The organism is Acidobacteriota bacterium, assembly GCA_040754075.1.
In the GTDB taxonomy this organism is placed as follows: Bacteria; Acidobacteriota; Blastocatellia; order UBA7656; family UBA7656; genus JBFMDH01.
On record JBFMDH010000002.1, the window covers coordinates 236,972 to 258,539 of the forward strand.

The 21,568-nt window shown below is 50.0% G+C and carries 16 protein-coding genes; 9 read left to right on the forward strand and 7 right to left on the reverse strand.

The window, feature by feature from the left end:
* Positions 1–26: 26 nt before the first annotated feature.
* Positions 27–1,379 (forward strand): pentapeptide repeat-containing protein, encoded by a 1,353-nt coding sequence (locus AB1757_03070; GenBank protein ID MEW6126020.1) that lies wholly within the window; start codon positions 27–29, stop codon positions 1,377–1,379.
* A 2-nt stretch (positions 1,380–1,381) separates the two neighbouring features.
* Here the strand turns inward: AB1757_03070 and AB1757_03075 are convergent, their stop codons facing one another.
* Together AB1757_03075 and murJ are read right to left on the reverse strand one after the other, a co-directional pair.
* A complete protein-coding gene (locus tag AB1757_03075) occupies positions 1,382–2,242 on the reverse strand; it encodes a Rossmann-like and DUF2520 domain-containing protein (GenBank protein ID MEW6126021.1) in 861 nt (286 codons plus the stop codon).
* Between the two features lie 6 nt (positions 2,243–2,248).
* The gene (gene murJ / locus AB1757_03080; GenBank protein MEW6126022.1) at positions 2,249–3,961 is read right to left on the reverse strand and encodes a murein biosynthesis integral membrane protein MurJ; all 1,713 of its coding nucleotides are present in this window, start codon (positions 3,959–3,961) and stop codon (positions 2,249–2,251) included.
* A 414-nt stretch (positions 3,962–4,375) separates the two neighbouring features.
* On the opposite strand from murJ, the gene AB1757_03085 reads away from it, so the two are divergent.
* The gene (locus AB1757_03085) at positions 4,376–5,341 is read left to right on the forward strand and encodes an OmpA family protein (GenBank protein ID MEW6126023.1); all 966 of its coding nucleotides are present in this window, start codon (positions 4,376–4,378) and stop codon (positions 5,339–5,341) included.
* A 259-nt stretch (positions 5,342–5,600) separates the two neighbouring features.
* Here the strand turns inward: AB1757_03085 and AB1757_03090 are convergent, their stop codons facing one another.
* The gene (locus AB1757_03090; GenBank protein MEW6126024.1) at positions 5,601–6,137 is read right to left on the reverse strand and encodes a hypothetical protein; all 537 of its coding nucleotides are present in this window, start codon (positions 6,135–6,137) and stop codon (positions 5,601–5,603) included.
* Between the two features lie 194 nt (positions 6,138–6,331).
* Between AB1757_03090 and AB1757_03095 the strand changes: the two genes are divergently transcribed.
* Positions 6,332–6,685, forward strand: a complete 354-nt coding sequence (locus tag AB1757_03095) for a DUF1992 domain-containing protein (GenBank protein ID MEW6126025.1) — start codon at positions 6,332–6,334, stop codon at positions 6,683–6,685.
* A gap of 201 nt (positions 6,686–6,886) precedes the next feature.
* On the opposite strand, the gene AB1757_03100 is transcribed toward AB1757_03095, so the two are convergent.
* Complete coding sequence (locus AB1757_03100) at positions 6,887–9,355, reverse strand: OmpA family protein (GenBank protein ID MEW6126026.1); 2,469 nt, start codon at positions 9,353–9,355, stop codon at positions 6,887–6,889.
* Positions 9,356–9,690: 335 nt separating this feature from the next.
* Complete coding sequence (locus AB1757_03105) at positions 9,691–10,971, reverse strand: Glu/Leu/Phe/Val dehydrogenase (GenBank protein ID MEW6126027.1); 1,281 nt, start codon at positions 10,969–10,971, stop codon at positions 9,691–9,693.
* A gap of 328 nt (positions 10,972–11,299) precedes the next feature.
* Here AB1757_03105 and AB1757_03110 point away from each other — a divergent pair, with 328 nt between their 5' ends.
* Positions 11,300–11,659: a hypothetical protein gene (locus tag AB1757_03110; GenBank protein ID MEW6126028.1), complete on the forward strand. Its 360-nt coding sequence runs from the start codon at positions 11,300–11,302 to the stop codon at positions 11,657–11,659.
* A gap of 80 nt (positions 11,660–11,739) precedes the next feature.
* Here AB1757_03110 and AB1757_03115 read toward each other — a convergent pair whose 3' ends face one another.
* Positions 11,740–13,185: a dicarboxylate/amino acid:cation symporter gene (locus tag AB1757_03115; protein MEW6126029.1), complete on the reverse strand. Its 1,446-nt coding sequence runs from the start codon at positions 13,183–13,185 to the stop codon at positions 11,740–11,742.
* A 91-nt stretch (positions 13,186–13,276) separates the two neighbouring features.
* Positions 13,277–14,476: an endonuclease/exonuclease/phosphatase family protein gene (locus AB1757_03120; protein MEW6126030.1), complete on the reverse strand. Its 1,200-nt coding sequence runs from the start codon at positions 14,474–14,476 to the stop codon at positions 13,277–13,279.
* 141 nt (positions 14,477–14,617) lie between these two features.
* Here AB1757_03120 and AB1757_03125 point away from each other — a divergent pair, with 141 nt between their 5' ends.
* The 5 genes from AB1757_03125 (at position 14,618) to AB1757_03145 (ending at position 21,500) form a co-directional block, all read left to right on the forward strand.
* Entirely contained in the window at positions 14,618–15,271 is a 654-nt protein-coding gene (locus tag AB1757_03125; GenBank protein ID MEW6126031.1) for a hypothetical protein, read from the forward strand.
* A gap of 143 nt (positions 15,272–15,414) precedes the next feature.
* Complete coding sequence (locus AB1757_03130; GenBank protein ID MEW6126032.1) at positions 15,415–17,283, forward strand: tetratricopeptide repeat protein; 1,869 nt, start codon at positions 15,415–15,417, stop codon at positions 17,281–17,283.
* 403 nt (positions 17,284–17,686) lie between these two features.
* The gene (locus AB1757_03135) at positions 17,687–19,477 is read left to right on the forward strand and encodes an OmpA family protein (protein ID MEW6126033.1); all 1,791 of its coding nucleotides are present in this window, start codon (positions 17,687–17,689) and stop codon (positions 19,475–19,477) included.
* 278 nt (positions 19,478–19,755) lie between these two features.
* Entirely contained in the window at positions 19,756–20,571 is an 816-nt protein-coding gene (locus AB1757_03140) for a hypothetical protein (GenBank protein ID MEW6126034.1), read from the forward strand.
* Positions 20,571–21,500, forward strand: a complete 930-nt coding sequence (locus AB1757_03145; protein MEW6126035.1) for an ATP-binding cassette domain-containing protein — start codon at positions 20,571–20,573, stop codon at positions 21,498–21,500. The genes AB1757_03140 and AB1757_03145 overlap by 1 nt, the downstream gene beginning before the upstream one ends.
* Positions 21,501–21,568 lie beyond the last annotated feature (68 nt).

Sequence of the window (21,568 nt, forward strand, 5' to 3'; positions counted from 1 at the left end):
CTTAAAAGTTCTTAGTCGGAAGGTCAATGACACAGCCTCTTTCAAAGGGTGAAGCGCTTCATCGTCTATCAAAAGGTGACAGCCTGCGAGGGATGAATCTGGTGCGAACCGATTTATCCTGCATGGAATTAATGTATGTTGATCTGACGCAAGCCAACTTGCGAATGGCAAACCTCTCGCAGGCGAATTTGAGCGATGCGCGATTAACCAGCAGTTTTCTAAGCGGCGCAACTTTGAGTCAGGCAAATCTGGTCGGCGCAAATCTTGTGCAAGCCAGCATGATTGGCTGCATTTTAAATGGCGCAGACCTCAGCCGCGCAGACCTCAGCGGCGCAGACCTCACCGGCGCAAATCTCGAAGAAGCCATGCTGTCGGGCGCGTTTCTGGTTGGCGCTTTTCTTACCGAAACCAATTTAAGTCGAGCCTATATTGCCGCCGCCTATGCGCGGATGGCGCAGATGTCGGGTTGCAATTTGACCGGCGCAGTTTTTGAAAACGCCGACCTTTCTTATAGCGACCTTTCCGGCGCGCGTCTGGAAAACACTTCACTGATTAGTTCCAACCTGTCGGGCGCGCGCCTTGCCGCCTGTTCGTTAGTCGGTTGTGATTTACGCAATGCCGATTTGACCAACGCCGATTTGAGCGGTTGCAATCTCACGGGCGCCAAATTACATGGCGTGAAATATTCGGGCGTCAATCTTGCAGATGCCTGGGCGGATTGGATTGACCTCAGCGCCGATGGCAATAACATCATGCGCGCGACCCTCGAAGATGCTTTTGTCGGCGTCTTGACGCGACCGATGGGACAGATTTTCATTGAAGGCGCGATGCCCAACCATGTCTGGTCGCTGCTGATTTCGCACCTGTGCGAATTTCAAATCACCAATCCCGCTTGCGCCGATATTCAATTGAAAGGCGTTCACAAGGGAACCAATTCATCAGCCTTTTATGTCGAAGCCGAACGCGAAACCAGTCTGGTGGCATACTTCAAGGATTTATGTGAACTGGTCGGCAAAGGCGCGCGCCAGTTATCGGAAAAGCTCGCCTATTTGAAAAGTATCAATGGTAATGTTTTAAGCAGCGCGCGACCCTTGTCGGTTGAATCCTCTTTGCAAAATAACCTCAATGGCGCACTCGGACTGGGCAATCTCGATTCGATGGATGACCTGCTCGGTTTGGGGTTGGGCAAAGCCTCGTTTGCGGAAAAACTCCAGACCACGCCGTTCTGGGGAAGCGAAAAAGGGTTTGTAATTTTAACCGGAGGGCGACAGATTTATATGGAAGCGGTTTCGAGTCCTTCGCTTACCATGCGTCCGCCCAATAACACCACCAGCAAACTCGATTTGGTACAAGGTCATTTCCTGCCGAATGAACGTTGATCTCAAGACGCATCCAAAACTTGTTGAACTCGCCGCAATAATTTTTTATCGCTTCCCGCCTGTCGAGCTAACTGAAGACTGCGTTTGGCAAGCAGGCGATAAATTTCCATAGCCGATTCATCAACGGCTTTCAATGCCTGTAAATTCCGCTCAACAGTTCCCATGTCGCCTCGACGAATGGGGCCGGTTAAAGCCTGCGCCGCATCGACCGTCTGTAGATTTTTTAAGGTTCCTTCAACTAACGGCAATAAAATTTTCCGCGCTTCTTTTTCCGGCAAACCGCAACGGATGAGCATGTCAATGGCGACAGCCAGTAAAGCGGTCACCCCTCCTGATGACATGACCGCCGCCGCGTGGTAGAGGCTTTTCATCTCCGGCTTGATTTCAAAATAACGCGCGCCGATAGCGCGAACCAAACGCCGCGCCGCGCCGACGGCTGCCGCTTCGCCTTCAATGCAGAAATAGGTTTGGGAAATTAACGGCAAGCCTTGCGCGGGGCTTGCGAAACTTTGCAGCGGATGACACGAACCCACAAGAATATTTTTTTCTTTGAGTGGCTCAAGTATCGCGCTTGATGATGCGCCGCTGGTATGCAGGGCAATCGCTTTATTGATAGGGCTTGTTTGAATCATCGCCACTGCATCAGCGATTTTGTCATCGGGGGTGGCGATTAAAATTAAATCCGTTGGTGATAACCTGGCTTTTGCGGCGGCTTGCGCGCGACCTGCGCCGATGAATTTAACAGCGCGATTTGCCGACGCTTTTGTGCGACAGACGACATCAATGATTTCAAAACCGGTTTCGCGCGCTCTGCGCCCAAGGGTTTGCCCGACGCGCCCCGCGCCAATGATTGATAGTTTCATCGCATTCTATTTTCGTAATCTTCTGATAAACCGTCCAAGGATAGCATTCATTGCGGACTTCAATTCTTCAACGCCCAACATCAAAGCCGCAATGTAAAACACGCTCGCGCCTGCGCTAACCGAAACGATGACGTTAATCATTCGCGCAATCCGATTATCACCGACGAATTGATGAATGCCTTGACTGACCAGCCAGCACACCAACGCCATTGCAATCGACGCAAGAATTATTTTCAAAACCGCAACAAACGTCCTTTTGCCTTCGATGCCGTTGATACGACGTTGCAGAACGAAATAGAGGACGAAAAAATTCAGCAACGCCACGGCGGAAGTCGAAAGCGCCAAGCCGCGCTCTTGCAACACGCCGACCAGCGACCAGTTCAGTGCATAATTAATCACAATCGAAAACAAACTGATACGCATGGGAAATTTCGCATCGCCGAGCGCATAAAACGCCGGAACGATTACTTTGAGCGCCGAATAACCGGCAAGCCCGATGGCATAACAGGCAAGCGCGGCGGCTGTATGCTGGGTGTCGCTGGCTTTGAATTTGGCGCTTTCATAAATGAGCGCGATGATCGGGCGACCGAGAACGATTAAACCGACTGCCGAAGGAATCGTCAGCACGAAAACCAGACGAATCGAGCTTGCCAAGGTGTGGCGAAAATCTTCAATCTCTCTGAGCGCGGCATTTTTGGAAATCGACGGCAGCGTCGCCGTGGCAATCGCTACACCGAAAACCCCGAGCGGAAATTGCATCAGGCGAAAGGCATAACTGAGCCACGAAACCGCGCCATCGCCGGGAATGCTTGATGCGAATTGACTGTTGATGAGCACATTGATTTGTACAGCCGCCGCGCCAATGACGGCTGGTCCCATCAATTTGAAAATTCTTCTTACCCCTTCATCGCGAAAACTGAGCATCGGGCGAAAATGAAATCCGACTTTTCTGAGACTCGGCCATTGCACGGCAAATTGCAGAAAACCGCCAATCAACACCCCGTAAGCCATGCCGACGATGCCTTCGATGGGATGGTCGAGAACCGATTGAACGGGGTGCGCAAAATCGCGTCCGGTCATAATCACCGCGAAAAACAGTCCGCCGATGATTGACCCGACATTGAAAAACGAAGCCGAGAGTGCAGGGATGCCGAAACGGTCACGCGAATTTAAAAGTCCCATCGCCTGCGCAGCCAGGGCGACCAGCAATATAAACGGCATCATAATGCGCGTCAGTTTAACGGTGAGCGCGAATTTATCGGGATTGGATTTAAACCCCGAGGCAAAGAGGCTGACGAGTTCCGGCGCAAAGATAACGCCGAGCACAACAAAAACCCCTAAGATAAAAATCAAAACCGTAGCAATGAGATTCGATAATCTGAACGCCGCTTTTTCGCCGCGCGTCACCAGATAATCGGAAAAGACGGTGACAAAAGCATTCGAGAGCGCGCCTTCGGCAAACAGGTCGCGCAACAAATTCGGTATGCGAAAAGCAATCACATAAGCGTCATAGGCGTAGCTTGCCGATGCGCCAAACAGACGCGAGAAAACCATTTCGCGCACCAATCCAAGGATGCGGCTTGCCATGACCGCAAGACTGATGAGTCCCGCCGAACGCGCCACGCTTGGCGATTTTTTCTTCGCTTGCACGGTTTGGTTATTGGCATTGCGGTCGTTGGTAATTTGCTTGGGTTGATCGATGGCTGATGATTTATCCATGTTGTCGTGTTTTGCTTATCGGGCTTCCGTGTGATTTTAGCTGCTTATACTGGTGTCATCCAGCTGAGACGATCTTTGATGCGCGTTTTCGCAATCGGAAACGTAAGAAAGTTATAATAATTTGCGCGCCTCTGTGCTATAGCAGAATCAACCATGATTGTTTACAATTTTATCGTGCGTTTTTCGATGACCATAGATTTCGTCATTGAAAGCCATGCTGTTTCAAATCAGTTCGGACCCGCCTCACAACCAAACTGAAGGTAGTTTCAGCTACCTGCAAAATTAATCCGGTTTTAATCCCGAATCATTACTTAAGAAGCTATGGGTTATCGGGGAATCAACATTTAATTCAACTCAGCAAAGGGCGCATCACCTTGCAGTTTTTGCGCGCTTTGCTTTTAAGGAGGGTATTCAATGAGAATGTGCAAATCAATTCTATCGTTAAGCCTGGTAATGAGTCTTTTCTTGTTGACCGGCGTACCGGCGAACTTCGCACAGCAAGTTCAATCAAGTTCGCAATCGCCGCAGGCGACCGTTTACAAGCCGGGAATTCGCGCGGTTTCGAGCGGGCAAAAAACGAAACTCAAGGGCAGAATCGTCAGCCGCGAGGCTGATACCTTCAGTGTTCGCGACGAGCAGGATATGGAAACCGTTGTGCGGCTCACGGATCAAACCAGCGTGAAATCGAAAGGCGGATTTTTCCGTCGCGGGAAAAATTATGATGTGACCAGTTTGCTGCGCGGTCTTGAAGTTGAAATCGAAGGACGCGGTAATATGGATGGGCAACTGGTTGCCGATAAAGTGCGTTTCGATTCATCGGATTTGAAGGTCGCGCGCACCGTCGAATCGCGGGTCTCTCCGGTTGAACGCGAAAATCAACGCATCGCCGGACAGGTGGATGAATTAAATGAAGTATCGAGGATGGCGAGAAGCGAAGCCGACCGCGCCAATGCCGGTGTGGCTGCCGCAAACGAGCGCATCTCGGCAATTGATGATTATACGGTGCAAGATTCGACAACCGTTTATTTCAGAGTCAACAGCGCAGTGCTTACGCCTGAATACAAACAGGCGCTTGATCAAATCGCTCAAAAAGCTGCGACCACAAAAGGCTTTGTTATTGAAATAACCGGCTACGCAGATTCAACCGGGAATATGGCGCGCAATCGCGTTCTCAGCCAGCAACGCGCTGATGCGGTGGTGCGTTATTTACAGGAAAACCATGACATTCCGTTGCGCCGCATCATCACTCCGTTTGGTTATGGGTCGTTAAGACCGGTTGCCGATAATGCAACTGCCGATGGTCGCAGACAAAATCGTCGCGTCGAAGTTAAGGTGTTGGTCAGCAGCGGACTCACGCAATCCAGCAGTCGACAGCAATAACTAAACTGTAAATCGGCTGTAAGATTACAACCTCGAAATAATAAAGCCCCGTGAGTAAATTTATTCACCGGGCTTTATTTATTTTAACGAGTCGCCAAAAAACGCTGAACGTTTTCTGGTAGTGGAGCAATCCAGGGAGATGAACCGTAGCCCGACCGTTAGGGAGGACTGTCAGACAAGCCCGCGCTCACGCTTGGGCTACTGCTTCCGCGCTTACTTATGCATCGCGCCCGATTAAAAAAACGGATGTAAGGGCTGACTATTGCATCAGTGCCAGCGCGTCGGTCAGTTGATTGACGGCTTTTAGCAGTGAGCGACCTGCCTCATCAAAGCGATTTGCAGCGGCTTGACTTTCAGCGTCGGTGCCGATTCGGGCAACCCCTGTAATAAAGGGGAAGTATTTTTTCAAGGTCTCGTTGAAGCGAAAGTCGCTTTCGAGTTTATCCAGTCCTGCACGGATGTTGTTGATGCTCTCTTTAACTTTAGTTTTGTTGCGTTCATTGGCTTCGATAGTTACCGACGATGCTTCGCGGGCGCGGGCTGCCTGGTCGACGGATTCGATGCCTTTGGTGATACCGGCAAACAGATAAAGAAAGCGGGTCATGGTTTTTATCTGCGCGGCAACCTGTTCGCGTCCCATTTTTAAATCGGCAGCGGTCTGTTGAGCCGCTGCGGCTTTTGCTGCCGCTGTCGCGTTGCTGCGTTTCGGTGTGCGGCGCTTGCGGCTCTGCGCGTCTGCGGAAATGGATAATGAAAACAGGCAAATCAGTAAGAAGATGATTAAAATGTTTTTCAATGCTTATTTCTCCTTCGTTAATCTTTTTCTTCCCACCTTATTAGTTTTGGTCTTTTTCAGGCATTTTGTCCAGCGAGGCTTGTGGGAGTTAATTTTGATGGAGAAAACAGAGCGACAGGTTTGCCCGGCGTAGATTGCCAACTGATTTACTAAAGTTGAGCAAGCGGCATTTGACCGCGTTGTGAAGAGCGGATTTGCAATATCCGCTGATTCGTTATAATCCGAGTATGAGTTTCGAGAAACTAGCTGAAGAAAAAATCAAAGAGGCGATGGAAAGCGGCGAGTTCGATAATCTCGCAGGCAAAGGTAAACCGATTGATTTGACCGCCTATTTTGCAACGCCCGAAGATTTGCGCATCGGTTATTCGATTTTGAAGAATGCCAATGTTCTTCCACAGGAAGCCGCGCTCCTGAAAGAAGCCGAAACTCTCAGAGCCAAACTTGAACGCGCTACTAATGAAGAAGAGAAGCGAAAATTAAAAAGAGCCATTGATGAAACCATCATGAAGTACAACCTGCTGATTGAAAAATATCGCAAGAAAAAATAACGAATGGCGAACTGCGGAGCGCGAAGTGCCGCGCGCGAAGGAGCGTAGATAGGAGCGCGGGCAAGGATACCCGCAGGCATTAAAACAATGCGGACAAGGATGTCTGAAAATTCCAAGTGTGCTTACGATATATTTACGCAAAAGAAAAAGGGCGACTCTTGCAAGAGTCGCCCTTTTAGGTTTTGAACCATGAGGTTCCGGTTATTGATTAGAGGTTTGTTGCTCGTTCATCAGGATGATCGGTTCGCCTCTGCGACCCTTGCGGGTGCGACGCGGAACGCGACGAACAGGCGGTTTCTTATCATCGGAAACCGCTGGCGTTTCATCGGTGATGACGCGCGGTGATGAACCCGTAGCGCACTTCTTCAACTCATCAATCAAGCCCACGTTTGAACCCGCAGGTACGATGTAGAACTCAACTCTACGATTGAGGTTCATATCGCCAGAGTCATGTGCGCAGGTATCGCCGTAGTTGCGTACGGTGATGCGAGCCGCATCCACGCCTTTTTCGTTGACGAGGTAGTCGCGTGCGTTGTTGGCGCGGGTAAGCGAGATGCCAACACGTTCTGACGAATCGCGATGACCGTCAATGACAAGCGCGGCGCGCGGGTCTTGCTGCAATCTCAATGCGATTTCATCCAGGCACGCCTTGTGCTCGTTGTTGATGCGAGCTGAGTTGAACTTGAAGAAGATAGGTCCGCACGGTACGAGCGGTCGTACAACTTCTGGCGGTGGTAATGCCTTCACTGAGAATGAAGTCGTGCAACTGCTACCCGGACATGGTTGGTCGCAACGTGTCTTATCGGTTGCCACGTTCACCGTGACGGTGTAGGTGCCTTCGGATAAGCCAGCGGTATCAATGGTGACCTCTGAACCGGTCGAAGCGGAGAGACGACCACCGGTTGCTGACCAACTGAAGGTGAAGTTGCCGCCACCGGTTGCGGTTGCGCGCAGGGTGACAGGTTCACCAGGATTGACTGATGATGGTGTGGTAAGCGCTTCGCAAGCCACCGTCGGGCACGGCGGTTCGGTGACTTCAAACTTGGTGGTGCAGGTCGTCGAACCTGTGGTAACGCAATCGCTCGGGCAATCAACTGCCGGAACGCTGGCGACTACAGTGGTGGTGACCATATAGGTTCCGCAAGGCAATTGCCCGGTGGCGATGTCAACCGATGCGCCGGAGCCGCTGATGGTAACCGGGCGACCCGATGCATCTCTCACATCCCATTTATATTCGTAAGTCACCTGACCTTCCTGATAACCCGGAGTGGTCGGTTTGTCCGTTACTGTAATGCGTTCGCCTTTGTTGACGGTGCTTGACGAAACGGTGACGACGCAAACCGGCGCAGGCGGAGCCGGGCAAGCGCGACGGCTGCCAATGTTGACATAGCTGACGAAGCCATTTTCGCTACCATTAGCACCGAAGCTCTGGGTCGGGAAATCAAAGGTCGGAATGAAGAAGAAGAACGGTTGCGCGAAGCCCGCAAATCTTGCCACTTGCAAATTCTGCGTGTCTTCGCCATTCAGGTATCTTCTGTACGCGCCGCCGAATTGAATGCGTCCATCTTTGAAGTGGAAACGCAAACCGACGTTCAAATCCCACGGGTCGTTTTCAATCAAATGCGGGGTGTCGTTGCCGACAAAGCGCGTATGTAACAATTCGCTGACGAATTCAACATTCTTGCTGAGCGCCACGGACATACCGATGTTGAATTTGAATTTGTCTGCGAGGTCTAAAATTTTCACATCATTACGATGCGGATCGTTGGTGTGAATGTAACCCAACTCTTCATACAGACGGAAACGTTTGCCGCCCGATTCCTGACCGAAAATCAAGGTCGGTCCATATTCCCATTGACCGCTCGTGCGACCGCGCGCAAGTGCCGAATCGCTATCGGAAATCGGAATCTTGACATAACCGGCAAGCGCGATGCTGAACCAGTTGTGGTCAGGATCGATCAGGCTGTATTTGGTGCCGATATAAAAATCGCTGGTGCCGTTTGAGGATTGGCGAGGCCCGAATACCGGACGACCGGCGCTATCGAAGCCGACGAAATCCAATTCGCCGAAAAACGGCAATTCGTTATAGAAACTCGGAAGCGGGGTGGTAAACGCCGGACCCAAGCCAACGACTTGTGAAGCGTTTGGTCCGCCGGGTGACACGACACTTGCGCCGGTGAAATTCAATGGTGCGCCCCAGGCGCCAAGTTTCGGAAGGATGCCGCCGAATTCTGCGCCGGTGCGCGGGAAGAATGCGGCTGCCGCATCTTTGCCGCCGACCGCAGGACCAAGTAAGGTTGAGGGGTTGCCAAAAAATTGCACAGCGCTATATTGATAACCGCTCAACAGGAACGGACTGCGCGACGTTACTTGTTGCCAGGTAACCCAATCAACCCAGAGTTCCCATCTGTTGGTTAAACCGACCGTGAAGTTAAACGGAACTTGATTGATGTCTAAATCGCCCGGATCACGGTCGAAATTATTCCAGAACAGAGCGAAATTAAATTCTCCTTTACACAGGGTACGAGTCGAAAACGTATTGAATAACCCCGTGCCGCCGAGAACAGTTGGCGCTTTCTGCTTTTCTGCCAGGCTGCCTTGTGCAAAGCTTACGCTTGCAAGAGCCAAAAGCGTCAACAACAGCGTGCTGATTCTTATAGCCGCTTTCATTATTATTTGCCTCCTAAATTATTCACCATTTTTGCGGTTCTCTTTCGTTCCGCCTCTATTGTGCTGCCAGAGGATTTTTTGCTGCCCCCTCAGAAAGTGTGGGATGAAGCTTATGTGAGCGCAATTGCGAGTCGTTCCTGCAAGACTCTTTGATTAGTGCGACCCCTTTTTTATACAAGCATTTAGCCCTTGGGTCAACACTAAAAACACTTTTTCGACAATGCCGAAAATCGGCTGATTAAACCTCTACGGACTCCCTTTTTAGGGAACCTCTGCGGGTTACAAAAAATCTTTCCGACATTTACCGTTTGCGGCTCGCTCAGCAAACGGTCGGGCTAGGCATAGATGCCGCGAATCTTGGTGTCATAAGCGACGCGGTCAATCGCCAGCATGTAAGCCGCAAGGCGCGTATTGACTTTGTATTTTTCCGCAACTCGGACGACATCATGGAAACTGTTGACCATAATCTCTTTCAGCCGTTCATTCACTGTATCTTCATTCCAGAAATAGCCCATGCGGTCTTGCACCCATTCAAAATAACTGACGGTGACGCCGCCTGCGTTAGCCAGAATATCGGGAATGACGAAGATATTTTTCTCGGCAATAATTTCATCGGCATCCGCCGTGGTCGGGCCGTTCGCGCCTTCAGCCAGAATTCTGCATTTAATGCGGTCGGCATTATCCGAAGTGATTTGATTTTCGGTCGCCGCAGGCATCAGGATTTCGCATTCGAGTTCGAGGAATTCGTCGCGGTCAACGATGTCGCCGTCTTTGTAATCTTCGACCGTTTTATTTTTCTTCAAATAGCTGAGTAAATCGGGAATATTCAGACCTTTCGGGTTGTATACGGAGCCAGTGATGTCGGCTAAGCCGATAACCTTGTAGCCCATATCGTACATCAATTCCGCTGCCACGCCGCCGACATTGCCCGCGCCTTGAATAATCACGCGGGTATTCGGGTAATCGAGATTGAATTTTTTGCAGGCTTCATTGCAAACAAATAGCAAGCCACGTCCGGTCGCTTCGCGGCGTCCGCGCGAACCGCCAATTTCAATCGGTTTGCCGGTAACCACCGCCGTAACCGTGTGACGCATGTGCATGGAATAGGTATCCATAATCCACGCCATGGTCTGTTCATTGGTATTCATATCAGGCGCGGGCACATCGCGTTCGGGCCCAATGAAATCCATCAAATCCGAAGTGTAACGCCGCGTCAGGCGTTCGAGTTCGCCCGGACTCATCTCTTTCGGGTTGCAGATGATGCCGCCTTTGCCGCCGCCGAAAGGAATGTTGACAACCGCGCATTTCCAGGTCATCCACGCCGCCAGCGCGCGAACTTCATCAATGGTGACGTCGGGCGAATAGCGAATGCCGCCTTTCGCAGGACCGCGCGCAAAATTGTGTTGTACACGATAGCCGGTAAACACCTGGTAGTTCCCGTCATCCATCATCACGGGAATGTAGAGGGTAATTTCTCTATTAGGCCAACGAAGAATTTTATAAATGTTCGGGTCGAGATTCAGTAAGCGGGCGGCTTCATCAAAGCGCTCCATCATGGAATCAAAAGGATTTTCTTCTTTGATGTGATGCCCATCATCAACAAATGCATTTGGCATGGAAGACCTCCGGTGTGTAAATAGTAATTAAAGAGCTTGCTGCAACGTTGCAGACTTGTGCTATTGAGCGGCGATTATAGCCAACAACCAATTGTTTAGGCAAAGAACTTTCCGAAGATAGACAGCGGCGAATTTAGCCATTGAAAAAAATATTTTCATAAGCAATCTGCGATTGAGTAAATTTTTATAACGGGCATCTTTTCATCTGTCTCGCAACTCCAAGCAAGCGCAGGGTCGGGTAAAAGCCAAAGTGAAAAATTTGAGGCAACGCCTGTAGGTCACTGAAACGTCACAAACAAGCGAACTCGTTTATCGAAGGAGGAGAAAGATGAAAAATAAAAGCATTATTTTAGGCGTCTTTATTACGCTGCTGGCGATAGGGCTGACAGGTTGCCCGGAACGCAAAAAGATTCGGGATATTACGGCAGACCCCGGACGTTTCAACAACAAAGAGGTCACCATCGTCGGTCGGGTTACCAATTCCTATGGCGCATTGGGATATGGGGTGTTCGAGATTGATGATGGCACAGGTCGTATGTGGGTGGTCACGGAAAAATATGGCGTGCCGAGTAAAGATGCTTACATCGGGGTTTCCGGCAAAGTCATACCGGGGGTTACCTATAACGGGCGAAATTTTGGCACCGGCTTGCACGAAAGCGAACGCCGCACGCGCGAAAACCGCAAATAGCTATCACAAGTTGCAACAGGCAAAAGGAAAGTGGCAAGAGCGACCTATGCTCTTGCCTTTTGCCGTTTTACGGCACCTTTTCAATCAGCGGCGACGCTCGCTTCGACCTGCGGTTTAAGTAATTCATAACCTTCCGAACGCGCCACATAGGTGGCAACGGTTAAATCGCCCGCGACATTCAGCGTCGTGCGGCACATATCCAAAATTCGATCCACCCCTAAAATAATCGCAATCAGCGCAGGATTGACGCCGATGGTCGTCAACACAATGACGATAAAGGGAATTGAACCCGAAGGCACACCGGCAGTGCCCACGCCGCCGAGAATCGCCAGATAGGCGACTAGGATTTGTTGACCGAGCGTGAGGTCAACGCCCGCAAGTTGCGCTAAAAATAATACTGTCACGCCTTCATAAAGCGCCGTGCCATTTTGATTGGCAGTGGCTCCAACCGTGAGGACAAAGCTATTGATTTCTCTGGGCACGCCGAGATTTTCTTCCGATACGCGAAGCGCCGTTGGCAAGGTCGCATTCGATGATGAGGTCGAAAACGCCGTGAGCATCACGGTCTTTATGCGACGGAAAAATTCGAGCGGCGAAATGCGCGACAGCAGATAAACCGATAACGAATAGACCCCGAACATATGCAACGCGAGTCCACCGAGAACCGCAACAATGAACCACGCCAATGCGCCGAGTAAATCCAAACCGAATCGCGCTGTGTTATTGAATAACAGGCAGGCGACAGCAAACGGCGCAAGCTTCATAATCAGGTCAATGATTTTCGTGGAGATTTGAAAAAGCGAATCCAGCCCGCGCACAAACGGCGCGGTCACTTCGGGATTAACCAAAGTGATGGCAATGCCTAAAATCAGGGCGAAAAACATCAAGTGCAACATATCCGGGGTGTCCGTCTGTTTTTCTTCACCGGCGCGTATGCCGACAATCGATGCCAGCGGATTTGACGGCACAACGGTTTTAACAACCTGCATCAACACCGAATCGGTCGAGGTGCCGATTTTTTGCGCGTCTTCAACCCGCTTGGTCGCGTCCGTGCCATAGCGTTGTTGCAGTGCCGCTGCTGTATCAGGATTGATGCGCGTGCCCGGCTTGATAGTGTTTGCCATCGTCAATCCAATCACTACCGAGATGGCGGAAATAATTAACGTGTAGGCAAAGGATTTCAACCCGACACGTCCGAGTTTGCGAATATCGCCGATGCCTGCAACCCCGACGACCAGAGAAGAGAACACCAGCGGCACCACAGTCATCAGCAGCAATCTCAAAAACAGGCTGCCAATCGGTTCGGTAAAGTTGCTGATGACCCAGGTGATGCGTGGGTGATTGCCGCCAAGCGTGGCGTTGCTGATGACGCCCGCCGCGACCCCGACCACTAAACCGATGAGGATGCGCGTGTGCAGCGGCATCCCTTTGGGTTTATCGGGTGTTGTGTCTTTAAGGTCTGTGGTTTCTTCCAACTCATAAGCATCTGCGTTCAATTTTTTCGGGTTATTTGTTTTGTCTGTCATTTTACCTCTCTTAGCGCAATTTGATTCAAGTATTGACGAAGGTTATTAACTTTGTGCAGGGGTAGTCAAATCGAACTCACGGTTGACAGTTTTACCAGAGCATATCCGCGACAATCGGGTCGTGGTCGGCAAGCGCTCTGCCTTCGTATGAAAGGTTTTTAATAGTTTGCGGGCAGATACTTTGAACACCGGTTGCCGCATCAATAATTTCGCCATCTTGCAAAGCGCGAAACCCGCGCGCCGCCAACCAGTCCAACCGCAAATCGAGTTTGAGTCCCGCATGTCCGATGCGCCGCATCGCCCACCAGCGTACCGGCGCGGGCAGCGAACTTTTATCATCAAGCGAAGAGACAATGGAATAACTGGTCGGCTCGTGGTCGTTGAATTGATCAACCGCAAAGCCGCGATGCCCCAGTTCAAGGATTGCCGGTTCTTTTTTCATCAAACTGCGGCGGAGCCACGCGGGACTGGTGCCGAGTATTCTTGCAGTATTTTTCAGAGCGCGCAGTTTGCCGCCACGCGCAAAGGTGTGCGTATTGAAATCGCCGCCGAGAATAATTTTGGCGATAGGATTTGCGCCGGATTGCCTACGCGCTTCGATTGCGGCGATTGCCGATTGAAGTTGCCGCGCCCGACAACGCGGCGTGTTGACGACATCCAGATGCGCCGTTGATGCTAAAAAATTAGCACTTCCGATTGCAATGTCGGTCAGGATGCACAACCGCCCGCCGAGGCGTTTTTCGGCGCTTTCAAAATTGTTTTCACAACGCGACAGCCTGGCGATTTGCGGATTGGCGAAATCATACCTCGTCAAAATTGCATTGCCATGCAATGCCGCGGTGTTGTCGTCGGCTAAGTGCAATTCTTTGCCCGTGCCTTTGGTGAATTCGAGGTACTCAACGCCATAAATCGCGTGCGCGGAAATGGCGCGACCGAGTTCACGCGCAACATTGATATTGTTTGAGCGCGCCATGCCGTCATCGAGTTCATTGAGCAGCAGCAAATCGGCGTATTGCAAAACCGGATGATGATTTAAGACGTCGATGATGCCGTCAAGTTCTCTGCCGCGTTCGATGTTCCAGACCGCAACCCGCAAAAATGATTGCAGGCGCGGTTTCGTCGCCTCTGCGCGATAGATGCGCGGGGTGTTGAAGAGTTCCGCAAGCTTTGATTGATGGCGTTGATAGATTTCAGAAGCGCGCAGTTCTTTAAAGGTTGAAAAGTCTTTAAGGGCGTTGATTAACGGTTGATTATTTTCTTCGGTTCGTCGGAATGGTGTCTGGTCGGTCATGAGATTTACAAGGCAACATCGTAAACGTTGGCTTTCGGCTCTGGCAACCAAAGCGCGAAAAATGCGTCTAAGGCGGGGCGCGTTGACGTCGTTTTTGATATGCTTGCAGACCGAAAATCAAAATTTTTAAGGATGGCTCAAATGTCGGACGCTACCCTCACCATACAACCGGAAGAGGCTGTTGAAAAGCAATCGTTTTTTCAACGCTATGAATTTTTGGCTTTCAGCATCGTTGGTTTTGTCGCCAAATCGGCACTGCTTGTCAGGCTCCCTTATCGTGAATGGTATATCAATGCTTTTTGGACTTCGCTGATAATCGGACTGTTTTATTGTTATTTCAGGTTTCGCGTCAAAGCCAAGCCTCCGGCGTTTATTGTTTTTTGTCTGGTGTTCGCCATTGGCATCGATGTGATTGGCAACGTCTTTCATCTGTATGGCAGAGAATTTTTCAGCATTCAATATGACGAATACACCCACTTTTTCGGCTCCGCCGGTTCGCTGGTTCCGGTGATGTGGGCGTTTAGAACGACGACCCGCCGATGGGGATTTTATCTGCCGAATGATATGGTGGCATTTCTTTCGGTTTGTATTACCTTCAGTTTATGCGCGTGGTATGAAATTCTCGAATTGTGGGATGAGCTGTTCTGGGGCGATTTCACCAGACTCTGGACACCGCGCGACACTGCCAATGATTTGCAATGGAATCTTTCGGGCATCATCGTTGCCGCGTTCATCGCTTTTCAGATTTTCAAATTTATTGACCGCCACGCGAAAGCCGCTACCCTTGAAGCATAAAGTTACGCGAACGCCTGCCGCAAAAAATTTATAGGAGAAAACTTTTGCGGCAGGCATTTCCTTGTGTATCATGCCAGTCAGCACTTAGAAGTGCAGCAATTTTTACAACCTGTTTGCAGCATTAACTTCATAGGAGTAGTTGCGTGAAAACTTATCGCCTTGCCTTCGGGCTTGTTGTATTTATTCTCATTGCTTTTTCTGTAGAAGCTGAAGCCAAAGACAAATGGCTCAATCTGCAAACCAAAAATTTCAATGTCGTCAGCAATGCCGATGAAGGCGCGACCCGCGACCTGTTGCTTAAACTCGAACAGTTTCGCGCCGCCTTTGCCAAAATTTTTCGGGCGCAAAATACCACACCGATTACCTTGATGGTATTTAAAAGCGACGATTCCTTTAAACCGTTCAAACCGCTTTACAACGGCAAACCCGCCAATCTCTCAGGCTATTTTCAACGCTCGGCAGACGAAGACATTATCGCGCTGAACATTGATGCGAAAAGCGAAGAGTTTCCGCTGGCGGTGATTTTTCACGAATACACTCACTATCTGACGAGCCGCGCGCCGCGGCGTTGGCCCGCCTGGCTCAACGAAGGAATTGCCGAAGTCTATTCGACCTTTCTGGTGAACAAAAATAAAGTCACGCTGGGTTCGGCAAGCGCCAATCGCCTTTTATTTTTGCGCGATAAAAAAATGCTCAGCCTCAAGGAACTGTTCAATGTCGGGCAGGACTCGCCAATTTATAATGAACGCGACAAGCAGAGCATTTTTTACGCGCAATCATGGGCGTTGGTGCATTACCTGATGCTTGGCGATAAACTGGCGCGACAGCCGCAGTTGACTCAGTTCGTGCGCCTGATTAATGAAGGCGCAAATACCGAAGCCGCATTTTTGCAAATCTTCAAAACCGATTTCGCGACGGTTGAAAAAAATCTGCGCGATTATGTCAACCTCAACGCTTATACGATTGTCACTTACACGCTCGATAGCATCGAAGGCGAAAAAGAGGTAACATCGCGCCCGCTTTCAGACGCCGAAATTCAATATTATTTAGGCAACCTGCTGTTGAGAACCCAGCGCCTTGATGAGAGCGAAGAATATTTCAAACAGGCGATTGCTTTGGATGCGAACTTTGCCGCGCCTTATGAAGGAATGGGTTTTGCCGCGCTTCGTAAAAACAATTTTCCAGCCTCGCAACAATATTTCAAACAGGCGGTCGAACGTGGATCAAAAAATTACCTGACGCATTTTTATTATGCGCAGGAACTCTATAACGATTCGTTGCGAACCACACGCGATATAAAATCCGCTACTTATAAATCCATCGTTGATTCGCTGAAAACTTCCATCAGCCTCAGTCCCTATTATGCTCATGCGCGCGCCCTGCTTGCGCATGTTTATATGCTGGATACAGACAAGCAAAATCTCGCATTGCAGGAGATGAAAACGGCGCTTGCCTTGGAGCCGCAAAATGCCGAGTTTCGTCGGCGGTTGGCAGAAATGCAACTGTTCATGCGTGATTTTGCGGCGGCGCGAAAAACTCTGGAACCGATGCTGGCTTCCGATGATGCGCAGGCGAAAAGTTCGGCTGAACGATTATTGAAAGCCATTGACGCGCAGGAAAAATTCATTGCCGAAAGCAAAGAGCGCAATGCCAATGTGACAACACCTAACAGCCCGCCAACCGATGGCAGAGTTTACGAAGAGTCCCCGCAACAAAGAGTTTTGATTCCGCCACGAGTTGCTGACCTCATTGCCCAGTCGCAAAACCTGAGTGGGGTGATTACTGCCATCGAATGCAAAGGCAATACGATGGTAATGACCTTAAAAGATGGCGCGAAACTGGCAAAATTTTTCATCGCTGATTACGACAAAATTCCCATGTTCAGCCGCAAAGGGTTCTACGATGTGCAATTCGTTTGCGGAGCAAATAAAATTCCTGCGGTGATTTATTTCAAGCCTTCAAGTGATAAACGGGTCAATGGCGAAGCGGTGGTGATTGAGATAGTCAATTGAATTGAGATAGTCAATTGAGATGAACTGAAAGTCAGGGGTTAATAAGTTGAGCAGCGGTCAGTGACCGCCTCTGGGGTTCCGGCAATACATTTACCCACCATTGGCATTGCGTTAATTCAGATGAGCAAGAATCAAAACGGAGGCGAAATTTCTTTCGTCTCCGCTTTGCTTTTTTCTGTCATAGATTTTTATGGCGCTCGTCAGAGGGCGGCGCTTATGAAGACGAAGGCGCGAAGCAATAAATCGCGCGCGCCTTGAGGAGTTTGTTTACACAGGGCGATGCGCTGAATATAATGGCGGCTGCACAGTTTCATCACACGCCCTCGTACAGGTTAGCGCAGGCGCTTTTAGCCAACTGAACAGCCGTATTGTTTATAAAAACTTTTGACATCAGGAGACGATTATGAGAATTGGTCGCGTACAACTGGGACCCGGAGCCATCATTTTAATTTTAGCTTTAATGGGAGGTCTGGTTTATGTGGGACTCCAACAATTAGGCATCCTTGAAAAGCTCAGTTCAAATTCAAATCAAAACAAAAACGGCACGGCGGGACAAATTTTAGATAAACCCGAAGACCTCAGCAAAATTGCGCTGGGCAATCTCCCCCCGTCTTCGGTTTCGCCGCCAACCCGCACCAACGATAATCCGCCGGTAAAAATTGGCATCTGGACTTGGCAGACCGTCAGCGGTCTGATTGATGCCGTCGGTGGACCCGGCAAATCCGGCGACCATCTCGATAGTTGTTTGTGTCAGGCAGGAATTACCAATACCGAACTCATCGTTGAAAACGATACCTCGAAACAGGTGCAGGCACTCGCCGCAGGGCAAATGCAACTGGTGACGACAACCGGTGATCAAGCAGCGGTTGACATCAATGGCGCAAATCAATTGTTGCGCGGCAACAAAGCCAAGGTCATCTGGTCGAGCGGGTATTCATTTGGTGAAGATTGTTTGATGGGACCTGAATCGTGGAAAAAAGACCCGCAACTGGCGCGCGGCGCACTGGTCGTCACCGCTGTGCCGTATTGCGACTGGAACGTCACCGTCAACTGGGCTGCCGATAACCAGATTCCCGTAAATGCCGATGAGCAGGTTTATGACCCCGACGCGATTAATTTCGTTAATGCCACAGACCATATTGAAGCGGCTACGAAATTCACCCAAAACGCCAAGGTCAATCTGCGCAATAAAGCGACCGGCAGAACCGAAGCTTATGAAATCAATGCCGTCGCCACCTGGACACCCGGCGACGTGATGGCTGTCAAAGGTCGCCCGGCAGTCAATTACAAAGGCGTCAATGAAAAGTTGCAGAAGATTGTTTCGACCAAGGAATACAGCTACATGATGCCGCAAATTCTTTTCGGCAATGCAGACTGGCTCAATCAGCATCGCGAATATGTGAAAACGCTGTTGCGTTGCATCGCGCGCTCGAATGAAAAAATCAAAACCGACCCGGATTATTTCAAAAACCGCGTTGCTCCATTGAATGCGGTGGTCTTCAACATGGAAGGCATGGGACCGACATTCTGGAATACCTATTTCAATAACACGGTTGAAAACGGTGTGCCGCTTGGCGGTTCGCGCGTCAACAACATCGCCGAAGTGCGCCATCTTTTCGGCATGGACAGCAACACGCCGATTGCCAATACGATTTTCGGCATCACCTATTCAGACCACGCCAAACGCTTGAGGAAATTGCTGCCCGACAGACTCTCAAATTATGCGACGGTTGAGCAGGTGGTGGATACGAGTTTCATTCGCGACATTACCGATGAACGCAGCACCACAGGCGTTTACACGGCGAGTTTCGACCAGGGGCAAAGTCAAGGCAAAGTCGTGCAGGCAAATTTCCAAATCAGATTTGACAGCGGTTCGGCGAAAATCAAACCTTCAGAGATGGCTCAATTGCAGGAAATCCGTAGCCTGCTCATTCGCGCCAGCGATACCAAAGTATCTATTGAAGGGCACACCGATAGTGTCGGCGATTTTGCCACCAATGTGCAATTGTCACTGGCGCGCGCCAATTCGGTCTGGCAGTGGTTGAAAGATTCCGACACGACCGGCGTCAACATCAGCGACCGGCGCAAAGAGAATATCGAAGGCTTTGGCCCGGCGCGTCCCTTGCCCGGCAATACCAACAAAGATGAGGCGGAACGCGCCGCCAATCGCCGCGTCGTGATAATCTTGAAGTAGGAGAAAAGATGGAACGGCAGGCAGAACTCGGTTATGAACGAATCGTTGAGAGGGTAGGGCAATAACCGCCATCTCAACGATTCCACTTAATTCAAGAGGTTTTGCAAACCCTTGCGCCTTATGAATTGCATTCCCGAAAACGAACGCTGAAAAAGGCATTGGGAATTGCTATCACAGATTCACCGCCCAATGATGAAAAGGTACAGCGCATTTTGGAAGATAGCCTGATGGAGAAATATCTTTGAGATGTGCGGTAGAGGGAATTCCTTAAATAGTTTATGACCAACTCAAAAAGTTCCTTTGGTTCTTTCAGTGATGCGATTCGCGTGTATGGACAACTTGGAGCCTTTGCGCGTTCGAGTTTGATGATCATCTGGATTGCCCTGTTTTTACTGGTCTGGTTTGTCAATCCGATTCAATCGCTTCCCAATCCGTTTGAAGTCCTGCAAGCCTTCGGCAAAATGTTCAACGCCGAAGGCAGCAGCAATCTCGTCCCCAATGTTTATGTCACCTTGAAACTCAATGTCGTGGGGCTGCTCTATTCGGCAATTATCTCACTACTGATTTCTTACATGAGCGTGCTGCCCATCCTGCAACCGTTTAACAAAATCGTGCAATGGTTGCGCTACATTCCCATCATCGGCTTCAATCTGGTTTTCCTGACGCTCTTTTCGATTGGCTGGCCAATGAAAGTCGCAATGCTCACTGCCGGTATGTCGTTCTTTTTAGTCACCAGTATGACCGCGGTCATTGAATCGATTCCCAAATTAAAATTCGAGCTGGCTCAAGTCCTGGGCTATAACGACTGGCAAACCTTTTATAGCGTCGTTGTGCGCCCGACCTTGCCGCAGATGATTGATATGGTGGCGCAAAACGCGGCGATGGGCTGGGTGATGATTACCGCAATTGAAACTTATAATCGAACGGAAGGCGGCATCGGCGCGCAAATCTATGCCTACAACGCGACCAATCAACTTGCGGAAGTCTACGCCTATCTCATCATCATCGGCGCGATTGCCATCATCGAAGACGCTTTGTTCAAATTGATGAAGCGCATACTGTTTCCTTATAGCGTGATTGCCGAGAGGGCTTAATGGACGAGACCAAACCAAACAATGAAGAGGTAAAAGAAACGCCTGACGCCAGCCACGCCGAAGCCGATGACGGACATTGCATTGACGGTCCCTTGAAAGATGGCGCGACCATGCTTGAACCGCTGCTGACGTTGGAAAACGTCTGCAAAGAATTTCCGATGAATGACGGCACCACGTTTATCGCGCTCAAAAATCTTTCCCTGACCATTAAAGACATCAAAGGCAAACCGCAAATCGTCAGCCTCCTGGGACCATCAGGCTCCGGTAAAACCACTGCACTTAGATTGATTGCCGGACTTGATCAACCGACATCGGGTTGCGTGATGATTACCAACGGCAAAGGGATGCGTTCGGTAAAGGTCGGCGATGTCGGCGTCGTTTTTCAACGTTATCCGCTCTTTGAAGATTTACATGTTCTGGATAATTTGGTCATTCCGGCAACGCGCACGGGCATGAGCAAAGAAGCTGCCAGAGATAAAGCCGCGCGTTATCTGGATGAATTCGATTTGGTCAAACAGGGGCTTGCCTGGCCTGTGCAACTTTCAGGCGGGCAACGACAGCGCGTCGCCATTTTGCAACAGTTGATGCGCGACCGCCATTTCATCATTCTCGACGAACCGTTTTCGGGACTCGACCCGGTGAATATTCAAAACGTCATTAACCTGATTAATCGCATCGCTCATGAACACACGCTCAATACGTTTATTATCATCACCCATGATGTGACTTCGGCATTGATTATTTCCGACCATGTTTATCTGCTCGGGCGCGAACGCGATTCGCAGGGCAAACCGATTATGGGGTCGCGGGTGATGAAAGAGTACGATTTGGTTGCCGAAGGCGTGGCTTATCAACCGAACATCGAAGATTTGCCGCGCTTTGCGGAAATTCGCAAAGAGATTAAAATGGTCGAGTTTCCAAAATTGTAAAGTCTTGGTTATATCGTTCATGCCGTGGTCTGCATCGTTTAGACCGTGATTTATAGAGTTGAGATTGC